Genomic DNA, 24,270 nt, shown 5'->3' with positions numbered 1-24,270 from the left:
CGTCTTTTAGGGGCAACTAATATATTCTTTCTTTTCCAGCTTTCCTTCTTAAGAAAAAGCTAAAACTATAAAAGGGCAGAGTTTACTACGGCTCAATTTAGGGTGATGAAGAGAATTCCCACGGAATTAATATTCCAGGTGAATTTTTTTCCGAACTTCATCCAGCAGTCCAATAAGTTCCAGGCTTTTTGCAAAAGTCATCTGGTCACTTTCAATGCTCCCCTGGTACAACATTTCCTGAACGTGGGCTGCTTCAAAATTATAACCATTTGAGGTGACACCGAATTCTTTAACAATCTCCTCATTTTCTGTAGCAATCATTACTGAAGAAGGTTCGTGAAACCTGGAATGTATGGTTAAAATCGCTTTTTCGAAGATAATTATCGCTGTGGTTGGAGTTTTTTTAATTATGCTGCTGCCAATTTCTGCGGTAACAGCATCTGGATAGTGAAAGATTATGTCACAGTCTTCATCAATGCCTGTGGCTCCAAAAGTGGCATTTGCAGTGATCTTCTGGGGGCTTCCCAGACTGCTAAGTGCCATAAAAATAGGGTAGATTCCAATGTCTAGTAAGCTTCCTCCTCCAAGATTGATATCAAAAAGTCGGCTTTTTGGATCAAAAGGGGCACTAAATCCAAAATCTGCTTTGAGGTTCTTAATTTTGCCATATTTTTTTGAGCTAATAACGTCCATCACAAATTGAAAATGTGGTAAGAACTGCGTCCACATAGCTTCCATCAGAAAAACATTTTCTCTTCTTGCTGTTGCAATCATTTCCTCTACCTGCTGTTTATTGATGGCAAAAGGTTTTTCGCACAGCACAGCTTTTTTATGCTGAAGGCAAAGCAGCGTATGTTCAAAATGGAAGACATGAGGAGTTGCGATATATACCACGTCCAGCTGTTCATCTTTCAGCATCTCCTCATAAGATCCGAAGAACTTTTTGGCACTCCATTCTTGTGCAAAACCTTGCGCCCTTTCCAAAGATCTACTGCCTACAGAATAGAGTTCGGCGTTCTTAACTTCCTGAAGGCCTTTGGCAAATTTTCCTGCAATTTTTCCCGGACCTAAAATTCCCCATTTAATTGTTTTATTCTGCATTTGCTAAATTATTTTCCTGTGGCGGAGTGAATGCCTGTATGAGAAAGGCAATTCCCATTACTAATCCACATCCTGCCAGGTTGAGCCATAGGTATGGCATTACATCTACCCACCAAATTATAATAATGATAATTTGCGTAATAATGGCTGCTGTAAAAACAGCATTACTCCGTACCGCTTTAATGAAAAAAGCCAAAAGAAAAATACCAAGCACATTCCCGTAGAAAATGGAACCAATAATATTTACAAGCTGAATGAGATTGTCGAAAAGATCAGCAATACTGGCAAAAGCAATGGCAATCACACCCCAGCCCAAAGTGAACCATTTTGTAGCTTTTACGTAATGATCTTCAGATTTTCCATGTATATTTCTTTTGTAAAGGTCGATCATGGTGGTGGTTGAAAGCGCATTTAATTCTGAAGCGGTTGAAGACATGGCCGCAGAAAGAATTACCGCCAGTAAAAGACCAATCAATCCCCGCGGAAGGTTGTTCAGGATGAAATGAATGAAAACATAATCTTTATCATTTGTTTCCACTTTCCCACTGGCCGCTGCAATTAAAGTGCGGGCTTGTTCCCTTTTTTCAATTTCCAACTTGTTCAGCTGAAGCATTTCATTTTTATAATTACCTTCAGAAATGGCATTTTTGGAACCTCTTGCAAACTGAAGGGTCCTGGTTTGTTGTTGTTCCTGAATCTCTTTTAATTCCCTTTCCAAATCCTGGTACTGTTCAGAATATTGAGATTCATGAACTGCATCTGTAGCCGCAGGATTGAAATTTAACGGTGCAGCGTTGAACTGGTAAAAAACAAAAACCATGACTCCTACCAGCAGAATAAAAAACTGCATGGGAACTTTTAGAAGTCCGTTGAAAATAAGTCCCAGCTGACTGGTACGCACATCTTTTCCGGAGAGATACCGTTGCACCTGGCTTTGGTCTGTACCAAAATAGGAGAGGGCAAGAAAAGTACCGCCTATGATGCCGCTCCAAAACGTGTAGCGGTTTTCAAAATCAAAGGAAAAATCAAGAATGTCCATCTTTCCGCTGGCACCGGCAATATTAAGTGCGTTGGTAAAATTAATTTCCTCGGGAAGATAACTCAGGATTAAAAAGAAGGCGGTGAACATTCCCAGGAATATGACGCCCATTTGCTGTTTTTGAGTCACATTCACAGCTTTTGTTCCTCCCGAAACCGTGTAAATAATGACCAGTACTCCAATAAGAATATTGAGCGTGGTAAGGTCCCAGCCCAGCACGGCAGAAAGGATAATGGCGGGTGCAAAAATTGTAATCCCGGCCGAAAGTCCGCGTTGGGTAAGAAAAAGCAGTGCAGTAAGAGTTCTGGTTTTCTGGTCAAATCTCGATTCAAGGTACTCGTATGCTGTATAAACCTTGAGCCTGTGGTAAATGGGAATAAATACCATGCAGATGATGATCATGGCAATTGGCAAACCAAAATAAAACTGAACAAATCCCATCCCGTCATGATATGCCTGGCCGGGAGTGGAAAGAAAGGTGATTGCACTGGCTTGCGTGGCCATGACAGATAACCCAATGGTCCACCATTTGGTATTGTCTCCACCTTTAATGTAGTCCTGGACATTATTGCTGCCACGGGTTTTATAGGTTCCATAACCCGCTATGAAAACAAGGGTGCCTATAAGAATGATCCAGTCGATTTCCTGCATATTATGAGAACATGTTCATTAGAAAATAAAACAAAAGAATATAGGCCGTATTTGCGATGAGCACCATCGTATAAGATTTTTTCCAGCGGTATTTTTCCGGCTTTTCTGGTAAGATCGGTCGGGAACTAGTATTTTCTGAATCCTGGTTTTTCATTTCCACAAGTGATCTTTCTAAATTTAAAAGTTGCCTTATCTAAGTTTACTGGTTTTCATTTATTTCATCCTTCCCAAGGGAGATCATATTGGCAAAAAGCCTGAAAGCGCCCGGCACTCCCGCAGGAAATTCCCTGAAAAAACTTAACCCGGTGTAGATGTAATAACCTTTTCCGAAAGGCGCGACAAGCAAACTGCCCTGTTTTGGCGTTTCACCTTCATCATGCATAGAAAGAACCGGAGTAAATTCCGGCGCCCAGGCATCGGGAAAATACAATCCGCGCTCCTGTACCCATCCGCTAAAATCTTCAGCAGTGATCTTATTTGGGGAATTCAAAACAGGATGTTGAGGTACAAGAAATTCGACGGGGGCATTTTCATCTGTTACCCGGTCTCTTGAAAGTTCCAGTGAAAAAGGAGCCAGTTGATTGGTCACCATGCCGCGGTTTGTGTTATACTGTACGATCATATTTCCGCCGTTCTTTACATAATTGAAAAGCTCATCCTGGCGGTATTTCAAATCCTCCAACACGTTGTAAGCCCTAATTCCCATCACAACGGCATCAAACCTTTGGAGATTTTCTTCGGAAATTTCTTCTACAGTTAGGTTTTCCACTCTGTAACCGATTTGCTCTAGTGCCTGCGGAACCACATCTCCCGCACCTGAAATATACCCGATCAAATTTCCCCTTTTTTGGATATCCAGTTTTACCACTTTTGCTTTAGAGGGTAACACCAGGGTTTGAAGCGGAATATGTTCAAAATCAATCGTTACAATTTCTTCTGAAAAATGCTCTCCATCTATTACGGCTTGGGGAGAAATCGTCGTTTCTTCCTGTTCTGCCGGCGGCGTTACTTTGAACATGAAGGTTTGCTCTTCTCCTTTTTCAGAAAGAAGAAAATCATAAGATTCAGGGGAAACTTTCCAGCCGGGAGAATGCTTTAGAAATAAGCTTCCGGAAATGCCATTTTTAGAACCTTTTACAGTGACGGGTATCATTTTAGATGCACTATCTGCAAAGATCTCCACATCATTTGCGAGGGAAACTGAAACTTCAGGAACGATTTCAAACGGCTGATACATTTCCCCGAAGACAGGATCGTTCTGTTTATAAACAATATTTCTTGTAAATGGAATGCTGGTCCCGTTGAAGTCTACATTGAAGGTTACACTAAACTGTTGCGGAGTTTCCGGCAGGCCAATGAGTTCTTTGTTTTCTACTTTATACAATCCCAAAGTTCCTTCTTCCTCTAACCAATACGGACTCGAATATGCTGCAGAATCTGGTATTTTAATAGTAATTTCCTGTTGCCAGTCCTGGTTGTTGCCCAGCATTTTTGAAGGTGAAATGCTGTTGTTTATGGGATTGACAATAATGGTCCTAAGTTCCATTTTTCCTGAACTGCGGTTAATGGCTTCTAAGCGTAATTTCACTTCTTCGCCTCTTGTGCTAATGGCTGTTTCTGAAACTGCTTCCAAATACAATCCGGCGGCGGCGGCAATGACTTCTTTAATTTGTTCAGACTTTAATTCTCTCCAATGCTGGTTTTCCAGATCTTCAATAAGCTTGTATGCTTTTACAAGTTGAGGAACACTTGCGGCAGGATTCCGAAAATCATAATTTTTTTCCACTTTTTGAAGGATATCTCCAATGGCTTTTCCGCCTTTGATCCTGCTCCAGCTGGTATTAATTCCTTCAAATAAATTCCCGTTGTTTTTGGGATGCTCCCCGGCAATTAATTTAATATATTCTGTTTGGCTTCCGCGGGAACCGGTACTTCCAAAACCCTGGGAACGATGCTGGCTGCGGCTAAGTGAAGCAATTTCTGTATTCGATAAGCCCAGTAACGGAAAATACTGTCCCGTGTCAAAAGATATGAACTTTGATTTATCTGCAGCTTCAAAAGCTTCCTGGCTTTCATAGAACCAGGGAGAAGTATTGAAAAACAGCTTTTTTGGCTGCCAGGGTTCTCCTGCTTCCATCGTTTGAAAATCTTCTTCTGCAAGTTTAAATGCTTCCACACTCAACATAGCCGATGAGGTGTGGTGACCGTGCGTAGAACCGGGAGTGGTATGATCAAACCGGTTAATGATCACATCTGGCTTGAAATTTCTAATGGTACGCACAACATCTTTTAGAACTTCTTCTTTATTCCATATTTCCAGGGTTTCATTGGGGTGTTTTGAGTAACCAAAGTCATTGGCGCGCGTAAAAAATTGTTCTCCGCCGTCAATTCTTCGGGCGGCAAGAAGCTCCTGGGTTCTAATAACGCCCAGCAATTCCCTAAGCTGCGGACCAATTAAATTCTGTCCGCCATCGCCGCGGGTTAAAGAAAGATAACCGGTAGTGGCATTCAGTTCATTGCTAAGGTAGGAGATAAGCCGGGTGTTTTCATCATCGGGATGGGCCGCGACATATAATACAGTACCCAAAAAGTTGAGTTTCTGGATCTTTTTAAAAATTTCGGAAGAGTTTAATTTTTCGGGCTGTTGAGCTTGTAAGGCGGTTGAAAAGAGTATTAGAAAAAGGGCGAAGATCTTACGCATGAAAAGGGTTTATTTCTGAATCCTACCAAATATAATAAGATTCCCTTTTCTGCAGTCTCTTTTCACAAATTTGTTACAATGCGTCTTTTCCTTCATCTGGCAAATGTTCCTTTTCTATAAGGGAAACCGCCTTTTGGAGGATGAGGTTGTTGGGGTAAGTAATAAGTTCTCCTTCCATTGTTCGAAGGTGAAGGTGAAACGCTCTTATATCTTCAATAACAGCTTCTACCGGAAGATCTTTGTCATGGATCTTTATTTTACTTCCTATTTTGTACGGAAAAGAAAAGAACAGGATGATCCCTGCCGTAATATTGCTGAGAATAGACCAGATCGCGAACATTGCCACGCCAATGACTGCAAAAACGGAAGAGAATACTAACGCAAGCTGACTTGCAGCATAACCCCAGGTGAGTGCAAGTGCAAAAACAGCAATAATGGTCACCAGGATGTTGATGTATTTGAACATCAACCTGATACGAGTTACGTGAATTTCACTTTTGTTCCCAATTCGGTTGGCAGATCGCTTTAAAATATTTCTGAAAATGACCAACACCAACAAGATGAGAATGGTGTAGATTATTTCGTTCTGATTTTCGACCAGGTATGCTCTCATTCGTGAAACGTACTTTGCCGCAAAGATATTCAATATTCAATCTCTAACGCACTTGATATGCCGAAGTTTTCATGGCTAATCGATAATTTCGAGCAGGGTTTTGTAAACAAGATTGGTAGGTAATCCCACTACGTTAAAATAGCTCCCTTCAATATGATCAATCCCTATAAGGCCTATCCACTCCTGGATTCCGTAAGCTCCGGCTTTGTCAAAAGGTCTGTATTCATTGATGTAATACATGATCTCATCTTTGGAAAGTTCACTAAAGCTAACCCTGGTGGTAGAATTTACGGTTCTGGATTTTTCGGGAGTTGTAAAGCAAACCGAAGTAATGACCTCATGCGTCTTTCCACATAAAGACTGTATCATTTCTAGTGCCTGCGCGGCATCTACGGGTTTTCCCATGGCTTTGCCTTCATGCCACACGATCGTGTCACTTGTAACTAGGATATCGCCGGTAGAAAGCTCATTTTTGAAAGGTTCAGCCTTTAATTCTGCTAAAAAATCGGTTATTTCTGAACCTATTAAATGCTTCGGAAAATTTTCCTCCACAGGTTTCAGCCGAATCTCAAAATCAAGGTTGAGCTCTTTGAAGAATTGCTGGCGACGTGGTGAAGCCGAAGCAAGGATAATATTGTAATCTTTCAGTTTTTCTTTCAGCATAATTAGAGTAAAATAAATTTATACAATCCTATAGATAATAATCCGAAGGCGAGCACAATTTTCAGCAGCAGACTTAACCGTCGAAAATCTTTTTTTGATGAAGCGGTTAGGATCTTTGCGAGAAAATAAAGTAAAGGGCCAAAGATCAAAAACAGCGCATAAGCCATCGCCAGTGAATTCACATACAGGTACTCATAAATATAATAAAGAACACCTGCAACGGGAAGCAGGCATGTCAAAAATATGATTTTATTGGTTCTTTCTTTTCCAAGAACCACGGGTAGCGTTTGCATGCCGGCATTATAATCACCGCGTACATCTTCCTGGTCTTTTACCATTTCCCGAAGAAAATTCACCATAAAAGCAAAGATTCCGTAATCTGTAAGAATGAAAAAAATGACACGTTGGGTACTTCTGTTTTGCGGAGTAATGGCCGGGATAAGATCAAAAATCCCCGGCATTACCACGATCATTCCCACCATGATGCTCACAACAAGATTGCCCACCAGGATGGTTCTTTTAATATGAGATGCGTAGAGGTATAGCAGTGCCGAAGGAATAATAAAAAGCACTGTAAAAGAGGGTTGCCCAACAATGTTCGATAAATAAAAACCAATTCCAACCCCTAAAATGTTCAGTCCAATGAACCAGTTATAAGCGCTTGCTTCAGAAATCTGTTTTCCAATTATTAATTTCTCAGGTTTATTAATAGCGTCTGTCCTTACATCATGAATGTCATTAATGATATTCCCTGCTGCCGCCAGAGAGATCATTGAGATCACAAGTAATGCAAATTCAAACCAGTTTAGGGTAACAGCAAGATCAAAAGGTGCAAACAGCATGTATTTGACCAGCATCATGGTAAGCAGGATCATAAGCAGATTGGGCCACCTTATAAGTCTCAAAAATGGCATTATCAGCATAGATTTAATTTGAGACAAATTTTAATCCTACTAAAGAAACTATCAATGTGAAAAGGAAGAACAACCGCCAGAATCCCGCGGGTTCTTTAAAAACAAAAATCCCGACCAGGACGGTTCCCAAAGCTCCAATTCCTGTCCAGACGGCATAAGCAGTACCTATGGGAAGAGTCTGCGTGGCTTTGTACAGCAGCGTCATGCTTATCGAAAGGCATAAAAAGAAGCCCAACATCCAAAAAAGAGCAGTATTGCCAGCGGTTTCCCGGGCTTTGCCCAAACATGTGGCAAAACCGACTTCAAATAAACCTGCTATGACGAGTAAAAGCCAGTTCATGATTCGTTTTCAATCCATTTTCCCTGCACTTTCATCACCTGTTCGATCACGTCGCGTACACAACCTTTTCCCCCTTTTTTATGAGAAACATAATTTGAAATTTCCTTTATTTCTGAAGCGGCATCTTGCGGGCAGCATGGCAGGCCAATCAGTTTCATGGAATAAAGGTCTGGGAGGTCGTCTCCCATATAAAGTACATTTTCCGGGGCGATTTCATAAATATCGAAAAATTCTTCCATTTGTTCCACTTTGTCGGGACAGCCAAGGTAAATATCTGTTATACCCAATCCTTTCAAGCGATGTCTTACGCCTTCATTTTTTCCGCCAGAAATGATACAAATGGTATATCCCTGTTCCCGGGCATGTTTCATTGCAAAACCGTCTTTGATATTCATGGTTCGTAAGAGCTCGCCATTTGTGCTTATCTGGATGGAACCATCAGTTAAAACGCCATCAACGTCAAATATAAATGTGGTGATTTGGGAAAGGAATTCTTTATAGCTTTTTTCCATGTGAAGTTTGAATTGCCCGGGTTAAAACCTGGTATATTTCTTTATTTTCCTGGGACGACAACTGTTCCAGGTGTGTTTCTATTGTAGATAGGTCATTTCTTTTTGCCGGTCCTGTCTGCACATCTGCAGGAGAAGAGCGAGTAATTTTTTGTGCTGTTTCCGAAATTAAAGGCTGCAGAATATTAAAAGGAAGCTTATTCTCTGTGCAAATTTCCTCCCCAATTGTATATAGATGATTCACAAAATTGCAGACAAAAACAGCGGCTAAATGTAGCTTTTTTCGCTGTTCTGAAGAAACTTCGTATGCCTTTCCTGATATCCATTCAGCCAGGCTTTTTAATATTTCCAGGTCTTTTTCGTCTTTTGCTTCTAGGCAAAACGGAATTTCAGAATAATCCAGCGGCTGGACTTTTGAAAAGGTTTGCAGCGGATAAAAGACCCCGCTTCTGCGACAGCCATTTAAAGCATCCAGCGGAACAGCGCCTGAGGTATGAACGATCAAGCCTTGCTGCTGCTGAAGTTTTTCGGCTACTGCTACAATGGCATCATCTTTTAAAGCGATCACGTAAATGTCTGCCGGTTTTAATTCTTCCAGGGAAGTGGTGACGAAAGTGTCATTTTTGAACCTTGAAAGACTTTCCGGAGAACGGTTGTAAACCTGCTCAACACGCACTTCTTCAGTGGCTAAAAATGCCCTGAAGAGGTGTGTAGCCACATTTCCGGTGCCTAAAAGTACAACCTTAATCATTCGGCTAAAATACCAAAAAAATAAGCTTTTAAAAATTAATGTACTTCTGGCATAAATACTGCTAGAAATTGGACGGTTAAACAGTTAAAAATCGTTAATTTCGCACCGATTTAAAAGTACTCCCAAATGCAGAAAAAACTCGCTTCTATTCTATTCTCGACCCGCTTGATGGCTGTTCTGTTTGTCGTTTTTGCTATTGCGCTGGGCGTGGGAACTTTCATTGAAAACTTTTACAATACAGCAACAGCTAAAGTCTGGATATATAACGCTCTTTGGTTTGAAATGATCATGGTATTTTTTGTGATCAATTTTGCCGGAAACATTGTGCGTTACCGGCTTCACAAAAGAGAAAAATGGTCTACCTTATTACTTCACCTGTCTTTCATATTTATTTTGGTGGGAGCATTTGTTACCCGCTATATAAGTTATGAAGGCGTAATGCCCATTCGTGAAGGTGCAACAGAAAACACATTTCTTTCAGAAAAAACCTATATAACCACTTTTATTGATGGGGAAATTGACGGGCAACCGAGAAGAAGAGTAGTTCAGGAAGAAGTTTTACTGGCTCCGGGAGCCGCAAATGACTTCTTTTTTCATACAGATTATAACGGCCAGCCGGTTCAAATTGAAGTTCTCGAATTTATTCATGGAGCCGAAGAAGGCCTGGTGGAAGATCCTGCGGGAGAAAATTATTTGAAAATAGTCGAAGCAGGTGGTGGGAACCGGCATGATCATTATTTGAAGGAAGGCGAAGCTTCCAATATACACAACATCATTTTCACCTTCAACAATCCCAGGGAAGGAGCAATAAACATCAGCCTGGAGAATGGCGAATATAAAATATCCTCTCCATTTGAAGGTACTTACATGCGAATGGCCGATCAACATAAGGGCGATGTATCTGCAGATAGTATTCAAACCCTGCAATTAAGATCTCTTTACAATATGGCGGGAATGCAGTTTGTATTGCCAGATCCTGTTGTGAAAGGCGTTTATGATATCGTACCTACAGAAGAGAAGTCTCAGGGCCAGCAGGATGCTGTCAGGCTGAGGGTTTCCAGTTATGGTGAATCTGAAACGGTTTCCATGCTAGGAGGAAAAGGAATTATAAATGATCCAAAAAAGCTTAACCTGGGTGGACTTGAATTTTATGTTCGCTTTGGGTCAATAGAATATGAATTGCCATTTGCCATAAAATTGAACGATTTTATTGCAGAAAAATATCCTGGTACAGAGAAAAGTTATTCATCATTTAAAAGTAAAGTAGAAGTTGTTGACGACGGGGAATCATGGCCTTATGAGATCTATATGAATCACGTGCTGGATCATAAAGGCTACCGCTTTTTTCAGGCCTCGTTTGATCCCGATGAGAAGGGGACAGTACTTTCTGTAAACCACGATTTCTGGGGAACCTGGATCACATACATTGGATATACACTTTTGTACATTGGTCTTATGTGGATACTTTTTGATTCCGGTTCCAGATTTGGACAATTAAAAAGAATGCTGGATAAAGTGAAGTCAAAAAAGGCAAAATTAACCACAATTCTGGCGTTGTTCTCCATGAGTATTTCAGGATTCGCTCAGGAAGATACTCATGAACATCAAAATAGCAGTATCCTAATTCCCAAAACAAGAATAGATTCTGTCATAAAAGCAAATGTTGTCTCACCAGAGCATGCATCAAGCTTTGGAAGACTGGTTGTGCAGGATGCCGGCGGAAGAATGAAGCCTGTAAATACCTATTCCTCAGAATTACTGCGGAAGCTGAGCAAAAGTGCAGAATACGAAGGCATGACCTCAGACCAGATTCTGATCTCCATGACCGAGAATCCTACGGTTTGGTACAATGTACCATTGATTTATGTAAAAAAATATAATGATAGTATTCGGCATATTGCCGGGGTTGAAGAAGATGAAGAATTTCTTGCGCTTACGCATTTCTTTGATCAACAGGGGAATTACAAATTGAGTCCTTACCTGGAAAGTGCTTACCAGGCGGCTGTTCCAAATCAATTTCAGAAGGATTTTATAGAGACAGATCGTAGGGTAAACCTTTTGTACAATGCTTTACAGGGAAAAATTTTAAGGATTTTTCCAATTCCCGGTGATGAAAATAACAAATGGGTTTCCTATCCTGAAGCCATGGAAGCAGGATTTAAAGGAATGGATTCCTTGTATACGCAGCAAATCCTGCCAATGTACATGAGCGCCTTACAAAAGGCGAAACAGTCTGGAGACTACTCTCAGGCCAATGAGCTTTTGGGAAGCATTAAAAGCTTTCAGAAAAAATTCGGAAGTGAGGTAATGCCCTCAAAAAAGAAGATAGACACGGAGATTCTATATAATAAATATGACATCTTCAGAAATCTTTTCTGGATGTATATGCTCGCGGGTATTCTAATGCTGGTTTTTGTCATCGCTCAGATTTTCAAAGACAATAAGTTTATGCGTGGTGTTATTATGGTAAGTAAAATTACGATCATTATTTTGTTTGCTTTGCATACGGCAGGTTTAATAGCTCGTTGGTATATTTCTGGCCATGCGCCCTGGAGTGATGCGTATGAATCTATGATCTATGTAGCCTGGGCCACTATGCTGTTTGGTTTGCTCTTTGGAAGAAAAAGTGATCTTACGATTGCTTCCACAGCATTTGTTACTTCGATGATCCTTATGATTGCGCACTGGAACTGGATGGATCCTGCGATTGCAAACTTAGTTCCCGTACTGGATTCTTACTGGCTAATGATACATGTATCTGTTATTGTTGGTAGTTACGGTCCATTTACGTTGGGAATGATTTTAGGTGCCGTGGCATTGCTACTTATGATCTTTACGACCGAAAGCAATAAAGCAAAAATGGACCTGAATATTAAAGAAATTACCATTATTACCGAAATGGCACTCACTATAGGGCTTGTAATGTTGACCATAGGTAACTTTTTGGGAGGGCAATGGGCCAATGAAAGCTGGGGTCGTTACTGGGGATGGGATCCTAAAGAAACCTGGGCGCTGGTGAGCATTATGGTCTATGCTTTTGTAATTCACATGAGAATTGTGCCGGGGCTGCGTAGCCGCTGGTTGTTCAACCTTATGGCGGTTGTCGCTTTTGCAAGTATCATGATGACCTACTTTGGAGTGAATTTCTATCTCTCAGGTTTACATTCCTATGCGAGCGGAGACCAGGTGATTACACCTAATTTTGTATACTACACGGTTGCTGCCGTGGCAGTGCTGGGTGCAGTTTCTTACTTCAGGTTTCAGAAGTATTACGCAAAGGGAAACAGGAAAAGGATGGAAGAATAGGGTGTCAAAAATGACATTTTAAAGAGATGTTTTTAAAAACATAAAGGGCAGAAAAATTCAATTTTCTGCCCTTTTTGCTTGAAAGTTCCTATTAAAATGCTGCTCCCGGACTTTCTTAAGGTTGTTTACAGTCTACAGGCTCTTACCAACTTCCCAGCTTCCCATTCTGGTAATCCTCGTAGGCCTGTTCTATTTCTTCCATAGAATTCATTACAAAAGGTCCTCTTGCAACTACAGGTTCGTTGAAAGGTGTTGCATGTCCAAAAAGCAAAGTGGCGTCAGACAGGGATTCGATATGAAGCTCATCTCCGTCATTGTTGAATTCCACCAGATTTAATGGTCCAATTATTTCGCCGTTAATCTTTATTTCTCCTTTGATGACATAGCACAAAATATTGTTTTCCTTCGGAATTTCTGTTCTGAACACACCACCTTCTTCAAAGAAAATTGTACTCAGGTTAATATTCGTCATTGTTTCAAAAGCTCCTTCGGTACCATTGAGATTTCCGGAAACTACCTGTGCAGCCACTTTCCCATCATCCATAGAATGCATGGGAATTTTATCTTTTTGAAGACCTTTGTAGGCCGGAGGGGTCATTTTTTTATCTGCCGGTAAATTCACCCAAAGCTGAAGGATTTCCAGATCACCGCCTTCTTCCTTAAACTTGTCTGAAGAAACCTCGGCATGTATGAGTCCGCTGCCCGCTGTCATCCATTGCACGCCACCGCTTTCAATCACACTTTTATTTCCTCCGGAATCTTTATGGGCGATATCTCCATCCAGGATGAAAGTAACCGTTTCCATTCCTCGGTGCGGGTGAGGACCAAAAGGAAGACCATTGTTGTGCGGCTGGTACTTTTGAGGTCCGTGATGATTTAAAAACAAAAAAGGGTCTATCATCTCCAAAGATCTAGTGGGCATGGGAGAATAAGTGATCAAATCAGCAATTGGCCGGTATTCTGCTTTATAAGTTCTTTTTACTGTTCTCAAAATAAAGGTTTTGTTATAGTTTATAATCTGCTTTTTCCGGGGTTATGTGCCCTGCGCACATATTCTTCTTCTAGCTTTTCTCGTTCCTCCGTCAGCTGGTTTTTACCCGACTCACAAAAGTTCTTCAGCATGGTTAAATGCCGCGCCCATTGATAATTACAAATGGCATAGAACTGATTGGTGTCCTTATAATCGTTGTGCCTGAAGTCCAGACAACCAAGTTCGCCTTTTCGCGAAATTTCGAAGCTAAGGGTAGTGCCGCTCCAGCCATCGGCTTCGTTTTGGCAATTCCATTGTACAAACTCATTTTTGTTGAGTTCTGTCACCTTCATTAGGTTGGTAACTCCGTTAGGTCGTCTAAAGCTGTTGACATATCCCACTTCAGGTTTTGCATCACAATTCTTGATGAACCATTGAGAAAGGCCCGGGCAGGTGGTCACTGCCGCGTAGATTTCTTCATTAGAGGCATCAATTAAAACCTGGTGGTAGATATTGGCCATAGCCCTATTCTTTGTTCCTAACGTAAATAAGTTTGTATTTTCCCCGCTGATTTTCTCGTGATTCGATCTCAAATTTATCAATAGAATTGATCATTGGCGTAAGCTTTTGAAAACCGTAATTCCGGGAGTCGAAATTGGGCTGTTTTTTCTGAAGCAAACTTCCTACATCTCCAAGAAAAGCCCAGCCATCGTCATCTGCAACGTCAGAAATTGTGGAAGAGATCAATCTCACCACTTTGCTAGTGATCTTATCTACATCACTTTTCTTGGTCTCCTTCGTTTTACTGGTTTGATCTTTCCCCTGGTCTTTCAGGATTTCTATATAAATAAATCGGTCACAGGCAACAATAAAAGGATCGGGCGTTTTCTTTTCCCCAATTCCAATCACGTTCATTCCGGCTTCCCGAAGCCTGGTGGCCAGGCGGGTAAAATCGCTATCACTTGAAACAAGGCAAAATCCGTCGACTTTTTCTGAATATAAAATATCCATTGCATCAATGATCATAGCGGAGTCTGTCGCATTTTTTCCCTGTGTGTACCCGTACTGCTGAATGGGAGTGACCGCATTTTCAAGAAGTACATTTTTCCATTTGGCCAGGTGAGGCTTGGTCCAGTCGCCGTAAATTCTTTTTATGGTTGGATTTCCATATTTGGCGATTTCTTCCATCATTTCCTTAACATATGCTGAAGGAATATTATCTCCATCTATGAGAACTGCTAATCTTACGTCCATTAATTATTTTAAATTTAAGTTTAAAGATACTCAAATAACTTCTGAAGCCGGGAACACAAAAGCTAAAGTTAAATTAAGAATTTTTCAGAAAAGCAGGCAAAAAGGGCATTTTTGGAGGAGATTTACCGCGGGAAGGTAGAATGCTCGGTATCATCTGGTTCCACATGAATGAGGATATCTGCGATTTGTGGCATTGCGTCCAAAAGCCGGTCCTTTAGATTATGGGCAATCTCATGCCCATCTTTTACGCTCATTTCACCATCTACAACAATGTGAAGGTCTACATGAAAGGTCATGCCGTTTTTCCTGATAAAACATTTTTCAGTTTCAATAACACCGGTTTCCTCCTGTGAAAGTACTCTAATTTCCTCTACCATGTCATCATACAAATGCTCGTCCATGACTTCTCCCAGAGCCGGCCTCAGGATTAAATAGGCGTTGTAAAGAATAAATCCTGAAGCGAAAAGCGCTGCCCAGTCATCTGCAGTTTCGTAGCCTTTTCCCATGAAAAGAGCGATGGAAATTCCAATAAATGCCATAAGCGAGGTGATGGCGTCGCTGCGATGGTGCCAGGCATCTGCTTTTAAAGAGCTGCTTTTCGTTTCATCACTTTTTTTTGAAATAAAGCGGTAAAAAACCTCTTTTAGAATAACAATTGCGCCCAGAACGATGAGTGTATAAGGTTTTGGTACTTTATGAGGAGTGCGAATGTGCTCAATACTTTCATACGCAATGACGGTCGCCGAAACTACCAGGAACCCCACCACAGCAAAAGTGATCAAAGGTTCGGCTTTTCCATGACCGTAGGGATGATTTTCATCTGCGGGGCGTGCAGAATACCTTAACCCGAACAGAACCAGGACCGAAGCGAACACATCTGTGGTAGACTCTATGGCATCGGCGATCAAAGCATACGAATTTCCGAAAATTCCAGTAATTGCTTTAATAATAGCGAGCAACGCATTTCCAAAAATGCTGAAATAAGAAGCTTTTATTGCTTTTTTGGTCGCTTCGGTTTGCATGAAAGATCTTTTCGGGATGAGATTAAAATAAAAAAGATTCGGGTGTTCCCAAATCTTTTTCAGTTGAATTATTTTATGGCTGAAAAAGTCAGCTCAAAATGTCATTTTTGAATGCACAGTAGCATTAATCTTCCGTAGATTCCTCCATGGTGTGATAAACATGCTGCACATCATCGTCTTCTTCAAGTTTTTCCAGCAGTTTTTCAACATCTGCCGCGTCTTCTTCCGAAAGCTTTTTTGTAACCTGCGGGATACGTTCAAATCCTGAAGAAAGGATCTCAATTTCCCTGTTTTCAAGTTCTTTCTGGATGGCTCCAAAATTTTCGAAAGGAGCGTAAATCAAAATTCCGTCTTCGTCTTCAAAAACCTCCTCGGCACCAAAATCTATTAGTTCAAGTTCCAGTTCTTCCGCATCAATCCCTTCAGAAGGTATCCTGAAGTTACAGGTGTGGTCAAACATGAATTCAACAGATCCTGAAGTTCCCAGGTTTCCGTCGCACTTATTGAAATACGAGCGGATATTTGCCACGGTACGATTGTTATTATCTGTCGCGGTTTCCACGAGAACGGCAATTCCATGCGGCGCATAACCTTCAAAAAGTACTATTTTGTAGTCTCCTTGGCTTTTATCTGAAGCACGTTTGATGGCGCGTTCAATGTTATCTTTGGGCATATTGACGCTCTTGGCGTTCTGGATCACCGCCCGTAGCCTGGAGTTGGTGTCGGGATCTGGACCACCTTCCTTAACTGCCATGACAATATCTTTTCCAATGCGAGTAAAGGCTTTGGCCATTGCCGACCAACGCTTCATTTTACGCGCTTTTCTAAATTCAAATGCTCTTCCCATGTTAAATCTTAAATGCTGCACAAAAATAGAAAAAACGTTCTATTAAAGAAGAAGCAGGGAAAAGATAATTTATCCCGCATCTACGATTTCTTCAATGGCATGGGCCAGTTTAAAATCTTTATGAGTAACCCCACCCGCATCATGCGTGGAAAGGGAGATGGTAAGTTCGTTGTACACGTTGCGCCATTCGGGGTGGTGTTGCTGAGCCTCGGCCTCAAAAGCGATGCGGGTCATCACAGAAAACGCTTCTTTAAAATTTTCAAACTCGAATGAGGTGTGAATGGCATCGTCTTTATATTCCCAACCCTCCAGCTTATCGAGGTTTTCATCTATTTGCTTCTCGGTCATTTTACTCATAATTATGTGTTTTGAATTCTATTAAATGTAAGAAGTTCAGCTTCGGAAAACGAAAGCAGGCGAAGCCTTTAGGAAAAGATTAACTCAGTTAACGAGGGTGCTCTGGATAACATCCTGTACAGAGAGCTGGTAATTTTTAGGAAGAAGGTTGTCTTTGGGCAATACAGCAAGAAAGCGATCAAAATTAGAGTCATAAACGTTCTTAAGAAGTGGCTTTTTTTCTCCCAGGAATTCGCATATTTCGGCTATCAGGTCGTTGTGATGAATCAGATCATTGCTACCCAAATGGAAAACTCCCTGCCGATCTTGATTAATGATATAATGAATTTGCTGAGTAAGCTTTGATTCGGTATTCGCGTTTACCACCACATTTGAAAAAACTTCTATGGCTTCATTATCTTTAAGCTGCCTTTTTAGCTCCAGTACCCTCGGTGAATTAGCACCGTAGACCATAGGAACCCGTGCGATGGCATACTTGTGGTTTGGTAATCGTAAAAGGGCATTTTCGATCTTTATTTTAAATCTTCCGTAGATGCTTTGGGAAAGGGTTTTGTCATATTCATAAGAAGGATAGTTGGTGAAAGCATCAAAAACATTTGCCGAAGAGAGAAAGATCAACTTGCAGTTATTCTGCAGAATGTAATTAATGATCTCAAAATGCATCGCCACCTGTGCATCAAAATTTCCTCTTACTGCAGAAACAATTACCGTAGGCTTCAGGTTTTCTAAAAGAATGCGAATGTTCTCCTGCGCCAGGTCGAACTGGTGGAATTTTTGATTTTTGGCGAAGTGGGCATTATCAGAAAAATAGGTACCGTGTGTATCAAAATAAGGATACAGTTCTCTATATAAGGCATTGCCAATAAAGCCGCTTGCTCCTAAAATTAATATTTTCTTCAATAAAATTATCCTTTATAAAATGGCATTTTGACCACTGTTGCAGGAAGACTTTTCTTACGAACCTGGATGTTTATTTTGCTTCCGGGGGTGGCCAGTTCGGCAGGAACGTATCCCATTCCTATACCTTTTTCAAGGGAAGGAGACATGGTTCCTGAAGTAACATTGCCAATAACCTTGCCATTGTCATCTACAATATCGTAGCCCTGTCTTGGGATTCCGCGCTCATTTAGTTCAAAACCAACGAGTTTTCTTTTAGGCCCCTCTTCCTTTTGCTTTTTAAGCGCTTTGGAATTAATGAAATCCTTGGTGAATTTTGTGATCCAGCCCAGTTTGGCCTCAATTGGGGAAGTAGTATCATCAATGTCATTTCCATATAGGCAGAAGCCCATTTCCAGTCGTAACGTATCACGGGCAGCAAGGCCAATAGGTTTTATACCAAAATCGGCTCCTGCTTTGAATACATTTTCCCATACTTTTTCTGCATCTTCATTTCTTACGTAAATCTCGAATCCGCCACTTCCGGTATAGCCTGTTGCCGAAATGATCACATTTTCTGCTCCTGCAAATGCTGCTACTTCAAAAGTATAGAATTTAATATTTTTAAGATCAACTTCAGTTAATGACTGCATTGCTTCCGCAGCTTTTGGTCCCTGGATGGCAAGCAATGAATAATCGTCTGAAAGATCACGCATGGTAGCATCCATGGTGTTGTGCTGGCAAATCCAGTCCCAGTCCTTTTCAATATTGGAAGCGTTCACGACAAGCAAATATTTCTCCTCATTGAACCTGTAAATAATAAGGTCATCTACAATTCCGCCGGAATTATTGGGCATGCAGCTGTACTGTGCCTTTCCATCTACAAGTTTGGAAGCATCGTTAGAACTTATCTTTTGAATGAGCTCCAATGCATTTTCTCCAGTAATAAGAAACTCCCCCATGTGGGAAACATCAAAAACTCCCACTGCTTTTCGTACCGTTTCATGCTCAATATTCACTCCTTCATATGAAACCGGCATGTTGTAACCGGCAAAAGGAACCATTTTGGCATTGAGTGCGATATGAGTAGAAGTGAGGGCTGTGTTTTTCATGTTTACTTGAATTTTGCGCAAATTTATTCAATTTGTACAAGGATGATACCGAAAAAGACTAAAATTTCAGAAGAAAATCTAAAACCTGATTTCAGGAGGTTATGAAATTCTATATTTGTAAAGCACCATAAAAGCAGCCTTTATGAAAATTTTTTCAGCAGAACAATTAAAAGCAGCCGATAAAGAAACGATGAAGAAACAGAATATTTCTTCAGTGGAATTAATGGAGCGGGCCGGTAAGCTTATTTTTGAGGAGATCCATGCCCGAATGGAAAAAAACAAAAGACCCGTAAAGGTTTTCTGTGGAATTGGGAATAATGGGGGAGACGGGCTGGTTATTGCGCGACATCTCATTCAGCATCTATATGATGTGAAGGTATACATTGTAAATTATAGTGATAACAGGTCTAGTGATTTTCTGAAGAATTATGACCGCATAAAAGATGTCACAAAGGAATGGCCTGTTCTTCTAAGGAGCGATGATGACCTTCCTGAACTTGCTGAAGAAGATGTGGTAATAGATGCCCTTTTTGGAGTGGGGTTGAATCGTGAACTTGATGAGTGGGTGAAAAATCTGGTCCTTCATATCAATAAGTCTCAATCTTTCGTGATTTCGGTAGATGTACCCTCAGGTATGTTTTGCGATGAACCTACAAGAGATAAAAATGCTGTTATAGCGGCAGATTTTACATTTACCTTCCAATCGCCAAAAATGGCATTTTTTCTTCCCGAAACTGGAAGAATGGCAGGACAGTTTGAAGTACTTGATATCGGGCTGGATAAAGAATTTCTGCAAAATACCGAAACTGAAACTCATTTGATAAGAAAAAATGAAGCCCGACTTTTTTACAAGCCCAGGGAGAATTTTACTCATAAGGGAACTTACGGGCACGCTTTGTTAATTGGTGGAAGCTACGGAAAAATGGGAAGTATAAGCCTTACGGCTACTGCCGCGATGAAATCCGGAGCCGGTATGGCTACTGTTTTTGTGCCGAAGTGCGGATACGAGATCATTCAAACCTTACTTCCCGAAGCCATGGTTATAACAGATAAAGCAGAGGATTTTATTTCAGAAATTGCATTTGACCTGAAACCTGCGGTCATTGGGTTTGGCGTAGGAGTAGGGAAGAAGGATGAAACCTTGCAGGCTTTTGGGGCCCTTTTGGAAAGAACCGAGAAACCTATGGTTATAGATGCGGACGGGCTGAACCTTTTAGCTGCCAATAAAGAACTACTGAAAAAACTACCCAAAAATAGCATTTTGACGCCTCATCCTAAAGAGTTGGAGCGCTTGATGGGAGGTTGGGATGACGACTTTGAAAAACTTGAAAAAGCAAGGGAATTTGTAAAGGAATATGATGTTGTGCTCCTCATAAAAGGTTCCCGTACTATCACTGTGACCAAAGATAATTATTACATTAACAGTACAGGTAACGCCGGTATGGCAACCGCCGGGAGTGGGGACGTTTTAACCGGAGTTATAACAGGATTAGTTTCTCAAGGCTACGATCCTTTAACAGCCGCAGTTTTTGGAGTATATTTGCACGGCAGTTCGGGAGACCTTGCTGCAAAAGAGATGAGTGAACCATCACTTTTAGCCGGAGATATTGCGAAGTATTTGGGCGCAGCTTTTTTAGACCTTGAAAAGATGCCATGAGCTCTACTGCAATCTGCAATAAAAATTTAAGAATCAAGCATACCATGAGTGACCACCATTATATTTCCACTTCTGTTTTAGACCTGGAAGAAATTCACCAAATCATTTCACAAGAGAAACAGCTGGCTTTAAGCGATGAAGCACGTAGAAATATTGAAAAAGCCCGGGATTATCTGGATGAAAAGATTAAAAAGAATAAGACACCTGTCTATGGAATAAACACCGGTTTCGGCTCTTTGTGCAATGTAAGGATCTCTTCAGAAAATCTAACGCAACTGCAGGAGAACTTGGTAAAATCTCATGCCTGTGGTACGGGTGAGAAAATTTCAAAACCAATCATCAGGTTGATGTTGCTGCTGAAGATTCAGTCGCTCAGCTATGGTCATTCGGGAGTTTCGCTGGAAACGGTGAACAGGTTGATAGATTTTTATAACAATGATATTCTTCCGGTGATTTATTCCCAAGGTTCTTTGGGTGCTTCGGGAGATCTTGCACCTCTGGCACATTTGTCACTTCCGCTTATTGGGGAAGGAGAAGTGTATTATGAAGGTGAAATCTTTCCTTCAGAAGTTATTTTGAAAAAGTTTGAGTGGGAACCGGTACGACTGCAATCCAAAGAAGGTCTTGCCTTGCTTAATGGTACCCAGTTCATGAGTGCTCACGGCATTTATGCATTGCTGGAAAGCTACAGACTCTCTTATTGGGCAGATCTCATTGGGGCAATTTCTGTAGATGCCTATGATTGTAATACTTCCCCTTTTGATGAGCTTGTGCATTTGGTGAGGCCGCACAGGGGACAAATCAAAACAGCCGAAAGAATCAGGAGGTTCCTTGAAGGAAGCGAAATTTCACAACAACACAAGAAGAATGTTCAGGATCCATACTCCTTCAGGTGTATTCCTCAGGTGCATGGAGCCACAAAAGATACCTTGTCTTTTGTTCACAAATGTTTTAAGACCGAAATAAATTCGGTGACCGATAACCCAAATATTTTCGTGGATGCAGATAAAATCATCTCTGGAGGAAATTTCCACGGGCAACCGCTGGCTCTCACGCTTGATTACCTTGCAATTGCCATGGCAGAGCTGGGGAATATTTCTGAAAGAAGGATTTATCAATTAGTTTCAGGGCTAAGAGGGCCTGCATTTCTAGTTGATGCGCCCGGACTTAACAGCGGATTTATGATTCCGCAGTACACTGCCGCCAGCATTGTGAGTCAGAACAAACAATTGTGTACACCTGCCAGTGTGGATTCGATTGTTTCTTCAAATGGGCAGGAAGACCATGTAAGCATGGGTGCCAACGCTGCCACTAAGATGATAAAAGTGGTTGAAAATACAGCAACCATTCTTGCAATTGAACTTTTTAATGCCTCCCAGGCTTTATCTTATCGCCAACCACATAAAACTTCAGAATTCCTTGAAAATGTGATTAAGTCTTACAGAAAAGAGGTGCCGCTGGTAAAGGAAGATGTGGTGATGTCTCCTTTAATTCAAAAGTCAAAGGAATTCATGGAAAACTGGGATGTTAGGGAAAAGTACGTCTTTGATTAGCTGTGGCGTGTAGAATTTCATCCATCCAACGGACTGCTTCTTCGCAAGACCTGAAAATTTCAAACCTGTTGCTGTTACTATAAAAACTTTTTTCCAATTCTGCGCTTTTCCAACCAAGTTCAGTGTTAGTGACGACAGCGATCGCTTTTAATGGAAGATGTGCAGCAGATTCCCGATAAACCAGAGGATCTACGGCATAGGAAAAGATCCTGTTGGAAATATAACCGTATGGCTGGCCCTGGAATTCTTCTTCCCCAAGTTTTAGTAACTGGCGATTACTTTCAACATCAAAAAGAATTCCTTCCTTTAATTCTGAAATTAATAGCTTATCCTGAATTCTGATAGTACCAAATTCAAGCTCATGTATTTTTATCATTTATCGTGTAGGGAATAATTTGGGATAAAAGTACTACAATTGCTGCGAAGCCGGTAATTATTTTTAACAATTATATTTTGAGATTTCTAGCGAAAGTTTGATCAACTGTTGTAATAAAATAAGTGCTTCAAAAATGACATTTTTGAAGCACTTTAAAATTTGAAACTTAAGGCAAGATCTATTTTAAACCACCCACCATATCTTTTGGGTTTACCCATTCATCAAATTCTTCTTTGGTGACATACCCCAGGTTTACAGCTTCTTCTTTAAGGGTTGTTCCATTTTTGTGAGCAGTATTAGCAATTTCTGCCGCTTTGTAGTAACCTATTTTAGTATTTAATGCAGTGACCAGCATGAGGGAATTATTTAATAATTCCTGGATACGAGGATGATTAGGTTCAATTCCCGACACGCAATGTTCTTCGAAAGAAGTACAGGCATCGCCCAACAATTGTGCGCTTTGAAGTATATTAGCGGCCATTACAGGTTTAAAAACATTTAATTCGAATTGCCCCTGCATTCCACCGACATTGATAGCAACATCATTTCCCATCACCTGTGCACAAACCATAGTTATGGCTTCCACCTGAGTAGGATTTACTTTTCCAGGCATAATGGAAGATCCTGGTTCGTTCGCAGGAATGTTGATTTCCCCAATTCCGCTTCGTGGTCCTGAAGCTAGCATTCTTACATCATTGGCAATTTTATTCAATGAAACAGCGAGAGTTTTCAATGCTCCATGAGTTTCCACAAAAGCATCATGAGCAGCAAGCGCTTCAAATTTATTTGGTGCCGAAACAAAAGGAAGTTCTGTGAATTTGGCGATATATTCTGCTACGCGTTTGGAATATCCTTTTGGTGTATTAAGTCCGGTTCCCACAGCGGTTCCTCCAAGAGCAAGTTCTGACAGGTGGGGTAGTGTATTTTCAAGAGCAGTAAGACCGTGGTCGAGTTGAGACACGTACCCGCTAAATTCCTGGCCAAGTGTAAGGGGAGTAGCATCCATAAAATGTGTACGACCTATTTTCACCACATCTTTAAATTCTTCAGATTTCTTTTTAAACGAATTCCGAAGTTTCTTTATTCCTGGGATGGTGGTTTCAATCAGTTTTTTATAGGTAGCAATGTACATTCCGGTAGGGAACGTATCATTGGAGCTTTGAGATTTATTGACGTCATCATTTGGAGTTAGTGTTTTTTCACCTTCTCCAATGGTTTTTCCTGCTAGTTGGTGAGCCCGGTTAGCAATAACTTCATTTACGTTCATATTACTTTGGGTACCACTTCCGGTTTGCCAAATCACCAATGGAAATTGATCGTCATGCTTTCCTTGCAGAATTTCATCGCACACCTGGGCAATTAAATCTCTTTTGTCAACAGGAAGAACCCCTGCTTCACAGTTGGTGTAAGCGGCAGCTTTTTTGAGATAGGCAAAGCCATAGATGATTTCCAGAGGCATGCTGGCAGGAGCACCTATTTTGAAATTATTTCTGGAACGTTCTGTTTGTGCGCCCCAAAGTTTTTCTGCCGGGACCTTTACGTCCCCCATGGTATCCTTTTCTATTCTGTATTCCATAATGCTGATAAATTGAGATGTAAAATTAAGATTTCGTTTAACGATGACCGCTAAAGTTTCCCCAAAATTAGGAGTTTCTATG

22 protein-coding genes are annotated in these 24,270 nt (G+C 41.0%); 3 read left to right on the top strand and 19 right to left on the bottom strand.

Annotated elements, in window-relative coordinates; translation table 11 throughout:
* Window positions 1-126: 126 nt before the first annotated feature.
* The 9 genes from ACOV1Q_RS08715 to ACOV1Q_RS08675 form a co-directional block, all read right to left on the bottom strand.
* Entirely contained in the window at window positions 127-1,101 is a 975-nt protein-coding gene (locus ACOV1Q_RS08715; RefSeq protein ID WP_424494012.1) for a Gfo/Idh/MocA family protein, read from the bottom strand.
* Complete coding sequence (locus tag ACOV1Q_RS08710) at window positions 1,091-2,791, bottom strand: sodium:solute symporter family protein (protein ID WP_424494011.1); 1,701 nt, start codon at window positions 2,789-2,791, stop codon at window positions 1,091-1,093. The genes ACOV1Q_RS08715 and ACOV1Q_RS08710 overlap by 11 nt, the downstream gene beginning before the upstream one ends.
* 199 nt (window positions 2,792-2,990) lie before the next feature.
* A complete protein-coding gene (locus ACOV1Q_RS08705; RefSeq protein WP_424494010.1) occupies window positions 2,991-5,492 on the bottom strand; it encodes a PIG-L family deacetylase in 2,502 nt (833 codons plus the stop codon).
* A gap of 73 nt (window positions 5,493-5,565) precedes the next feature.
* Window positions 5,566-6,105 (bottom strand): mechanosensitive ion channel domain-containing protein, encoded by a 540-nt coding sequence (locus tag ACOV1Q_RS08700; protein WP_424494009.1) that lies wholly within the window; start codon window positions 6,103-6,105, stop codon window positions 5,566-5,568.
* A gap of 75 nt (window positions 6,106-6,180) precedes the next feature.
* On the bottom strand, window positions 6,181-6,768 hold the full coding sequence (locus ACOV1Q_RS08695) for a Maf-like protein (protein ID WP_424494008.1): 588 nt from the start codon (window positions 6,766-6,768) through the stop codon (window positions 6,181-6,183).
* A 2-nt stretch (window positions 6,769-6,770) separates the two neighbouring features.
* Window positions 6,771-7,682 (bottom strand): geranylgeranylglycerol-phosphate geranylgeranyltransferase, encoded by a 912-nt coding sequence (locus ACOV1Q_RS08690; protein WP_424494007.1) that lies wholly within the window; start codon window positions 7,680-7,682, stop codon window positions 6,771-6,773.
* 13 nt (window positions 7,683-7,695) lie between these two features.
* Complete coding sequence (locus ACOV1Q_RS08685; protein WP_424494006.1) at window positions 7,696-8,022, bottom strand: DMT family transporter; 327 nt, start codon at window positions 8,020-8,022, stop codon at window positions 7,696-7,698.
* Window positions 8,019-8,534, bottom strand: coding sequence for a KdsC family phosphatase (locus ACOV1Q_RS08680; protein ID WP_424494005.1), 516 nt, complete (start codon window positions 8,532-8,534; stop codon window positions 8,019-8,021). Before ACOV1Q_RS08680 ends, ACOV1Q_RS08685 begins: the two co-directional genes overlap by 4 nt.
* Window positions 8,518-9,282, bottom strand: a complete 765-nt coding sequence (locus tag ACOV1Q_RS08675; protein WP_424494004.1) for a Rossmann-like and DUF2520 domain-containing protein — start codon at window positions 9,280-9,282, stop codon at window positions 8,518-8,520. Before ACOV1Q_RS08675 ends, ACOV1Q_RS08680 begins: the two co-directional genes overlap by 17 nt.
* A gap of 126 nt (window positions 9,283-9,408) precedes the next feature.
* On the opposite strand from ACOV1Q_RS08675, the gene ACOV1Q_RS08670 reads away from it, so the two are divergent.
* Window positions 9,409-12,588, top strand: coding sequence for a cytochrome c biogenesis protein (locus ACOV1Q_RS08670; protein WP_424494003.1), 3,180 nt, complete (start codon window positions 9,409-9,411; stop codon window positions 12,586-12,588).
* A gap of 142 nt (window positions 12,589-12,730) precedes the next feature.
* Here the strand turns inward: ACOV1Q_RS08670 and ACOV1Q_RS08665 are convergent, their stop codons facing one another.
* The 8 genes from ACOV1Q_RS08665 to gcvT form a co-directional block, all read right to left on the bottom strand.
* On the bottom strand, window positions 12,731-13,579 hold the full coding sequence (locus ACOV1Q_RS08665; protein ID WP_424494002.1) for a pirin family protein: 849 nt from the start codon (window positions 13,577-13,579) through the stop codon (window positions 12,731-12,733).
* Window positions 13,580-13,599: 20 nt separating this feature from the next.
* On the bottom strand, window positions 13,600-14,079 hold the full coding sequence (locus ACOV1Q_RS08660) for an SRPBCC family protein (protein WP_424494001.1): 480 nt from the start codon (window positions 14,077-14,079) through the stop codon (window positions 13,600-13,602).
* A gap of 4 nt (window positions 14,080-14,083) precedes the next feature.
* Entirely contained in the window at window positions 14,084-14,812 is a 729-nt protein-coding gene (locus ACOV1Q_RS08655; RefSeq protein ID WP_424494000.1) for an NYN domain-containing protein, read from the bottom strand.
* Window positions 14,813-14,934: 122 nt separating this feature from the next.
* Window positions 14,935-15,834, bottom strand: a complete 900-nt coding sequence (locus ACOV1Q_RS08650) for a cation diffusion facilitator family transporter (RefSeq protein WP_424493999.1) — start codon at window positions 15,832-15,834, stop codon at window positions 14,935-14,937.
* Window positions 15,835-15,958: 124 nt separating this feature from the next.
* The gene (locus ACOV1Q_RS08645; protein WP_424493998.1) at window positions 15,959-16,681 is read right to left on the bottom strand and encodes a YebC/PmpR family DNA-binding transcriptional regulator; all 723 of its coding nucleotides are present in this window, start codon (window positions 16,679-16,681) and stop codon (window positions 15,959-15,961) included.
* 69 nt (window positions 16,682-16,750) lie between these two features.
* A complete protein-coding gene (locus tag ACOV1Q_RS08640) occupies window positions 16,751-17,038 on the bottom strand; it encodes a 4a-hydroxytetrahydrobiopterin dehydratase (RefSeq protein ID WP_424493997.1) in 288 nt (95 codons plus the stop codon).
* Between the two features lie 84 nt (window positions 17,039-17,122).
* Window positions 17,123-17,938, bottom strand: a complete 816-nt coding sequence (locus ACOV1Q_RS08635; RefSeq protein WP_424493996.1) for a sugar nucleotide-binding protein — start codon at window positions 17,936-17,938, stop codon at window positions 17,123-17,125.
* A 5-nt stretch (window positions 17,939-17,943) separates the two neighbouring features.
* Window positions 17,944-19,026, bottom strand: a complete 1,083-nt coding sequence (gene gcvT, locus ACOV1Q_RS08630; RefSeq protein ID WP_424493995.1) for a glycine cleavage system aminomethyltransferase GcvT — start codon at window positions 19,024-19,026, stop codon at window positions 17,944-17,946.
* Window positions 19,027-19,168: 142 nt separating this feature from the next.
* On the opposite strand from gcvT, the gene ACOV1Q_RS08625 reads away from it, so the two are divergent.
* The gene (locus ACOV1Q_RS08625; RefSeq protein ID WP_424493994.1) at window positions 19,169-20,683 is read left to right on the top strand and encodes an NAD(P)H-hydrate dehydratase; all 1,515 of its coding nucleotides are present in this window, start codon (window positions 19,169-19,171) and stop codon (window positions 20,681-20,683) included.
* A gap of 44 nt (window positions 20,684-20,727) precedes the next feature.
* A complete protein-coding gene (gene hutH, locus ACOV1Q_RS08620) occupies window positions 20,728-22,236 on the top strand; it encodes a histidine ammonia-lyase (RefSeq protein ID WP_424494314.1) in 1,509 nt (502 codons plus the stop codon).
* Here the strand turns inward: hutH and ACOV1Q_RS08615 are convergent.
* A complete protein-coding gene (locus ACOV1Q_RS08615; RefSeq protein ID WP_424493993.1) occupies window positions 22,211-22,612 on the bottom strand; it encodes a hypothetical protein in 402 nt (133 codons plus the stop codon). The two genes, hutH and ACOV1Q_RS08615, sit on opposite strands and share 26 nt — an antisense overlap.
* A 178-nt stretch (window positions 22,613-22,790) precedes the next feature.
* Window positions 22,791-24,188: a class II fumarate hydratase gene (gene fumC, locus ACOV1Q_RS08610; RefSeq protein WP_424493992.1), complete on the bottom strand. Its 1,398-nt coding sequence runs from the start codon at window positions 24,186-24,188 to the stop codon at window positions 22,791-22,793.
* Window positions 24,189-24,270 lie beyond the last annotated feature (82 nt).

The sequence above is a fragment of the Salinimicrobium maris genome, from assembly GCF_049680855.1.
Lineage (GTDB): Bacteria > Bacteroidota > Bacteroidia > Flavobacteriales > Flavobacteriaceae > Salinimicrobium.
Note: the sequence above shows the minus strand (reverse complement) of the source record. Positions and strands in the feature narration are given on the sequence as shown.

Coding starts and splice junctions, on each gene's coding strand:
- ACOV1Q_RS08715 (WP_424494012.1), bottom strand. CDS start 1,101: ATGCAGAATAAAACAATTAAATGGGGAATTTTAGGTCCGGGAAAAATT.
- ACOV1Q_RS08710 (WP_424494011.1), bottom strand. CDS start 2,791: ATGCAGGAAATCGACTGGATCATTCTTATAGGCACCCTTGTTTTCATA.
- ACOV1Q_RS08705 (WP_424494010.1), bottom strand. CDS start 5,492: ATGCGTAAGATCTTCGCCCTTTTTCTAATACTCTTTTCAACCGCCTTA.
- ACOV1Q_RS08700 (WP_424494009.1), bottom strand. CDS start 6,105: ATGAGAGCATACCTGGTCGAAAATCAGAACGAAATAATCTACACCATT.
- ACOV1Q_RS08695 (WP_424494008.1), bottom strand. CDS start 6,768: ATGCTGAAAGAAAAACTGAAAGATTACAATATTATCCTTGCTTCGGCT.
- ACOV1Q_RS08690 (WP_424494007.1), bottom strand. CDS start 7,682: ATGCCATTTTTGAGACTTATAAGGTGGCCCAATCTGCTTATGATCCTG.
- ACOV1Q_RS08685 (WP_424494006.1), bottom strand. CDS start 8,022: ATGAACTGGCTTTTACTCGTCATAGCAGGTTTATTTGAAGTCGGTTTT.
- ACOV1Q_RS08680 (WP_424494005.1), bottom strand. CDS start 8,534: ATGGAAAAAAGCTATAAAGAATTCCTTTCCCAAATCACCACATTTATA.
- ACOV1Q_RS08675 (WP_424494004.1), bottom strand. CDS start 9,282: ATGATTAAGGTTGTACTTTTAGGCACCGGAAATGTGGCTACACACCTC.
- ACOV1Q_RS08670 (WP_424494003.1), top strand. CDS start 9,409: ATGCAGAAAAAACTCGCTTCTATTCTATTCTCGACCCGCTTGATGGCT.
- ACOV1Q_RS08660 (WP_424494001.1), bottom strand. CDS start 14,079: ATGGCCAATATCTACCACCAGGTTTTAATTGATGCCTCTAATGAAGAA.
- ACOV1Q_RS08655 (WP_424494000.1), bottom strand. CDS start 14,812: ATGGACGTAAGATTAGCAGTTCTCATAGATGGAGATAATATTCCTTCA.
- ACOV1Q_RS08650 (WP_424493999.1), bottom strand. CDS start 15,834: ATGCAAACCGAAGCGACCAAAAAAGCAATAAAAGCTTCTTATTTCAGC.
- ACOV1Q_RS08645 (WP_424493998.1), bottom strand. CDS start 16,681: ATGGGAAGAGCATTTGAATTTAGAAAAGCGCGTAAAATGAAGCGTTGG.
- ACOV1Q_RS08640 (WP_424493997.1), bottom strand. CDS start 17,038: ATGAGTAAAATGACCGAGAAGCAAATAGATGAAAACCTCGATAAGCTG.
- gcvT (WP_424493995.1), bottom strand. CDS start 19,026: ATGAAAAACACAGCCCTCACTTCTACTCATATCGCACTCAATGCCAAA.
- ACOV1Q_RS08625 (WP_424493994.1), top strand. CDS start 19,169: ATGAAAATTTTTTCAGCAGAACAATTAAAAGCAGCCGATAAAGAAACG.
- hutH (WP_424494314.1), top strand. CDS start 20,728: ATGAGTGACCACCATTATATTTCCACTTCTGTTTTAGACCTGGAAGAA.
- ACOV1Q_RS08615 (WP_424493993.1), bottom strand. CDS start 22,612: ATGATAAAAATACATGAGCTTGAATTTGGTACTATCAGAATTCAGGAT.
- fumC (WP_424493992.1), bottom strand. CDS start 24,188: ATGGAATACAGAATAGAAAAGGATACCATGGGGGACGTAAAGGTCCCG.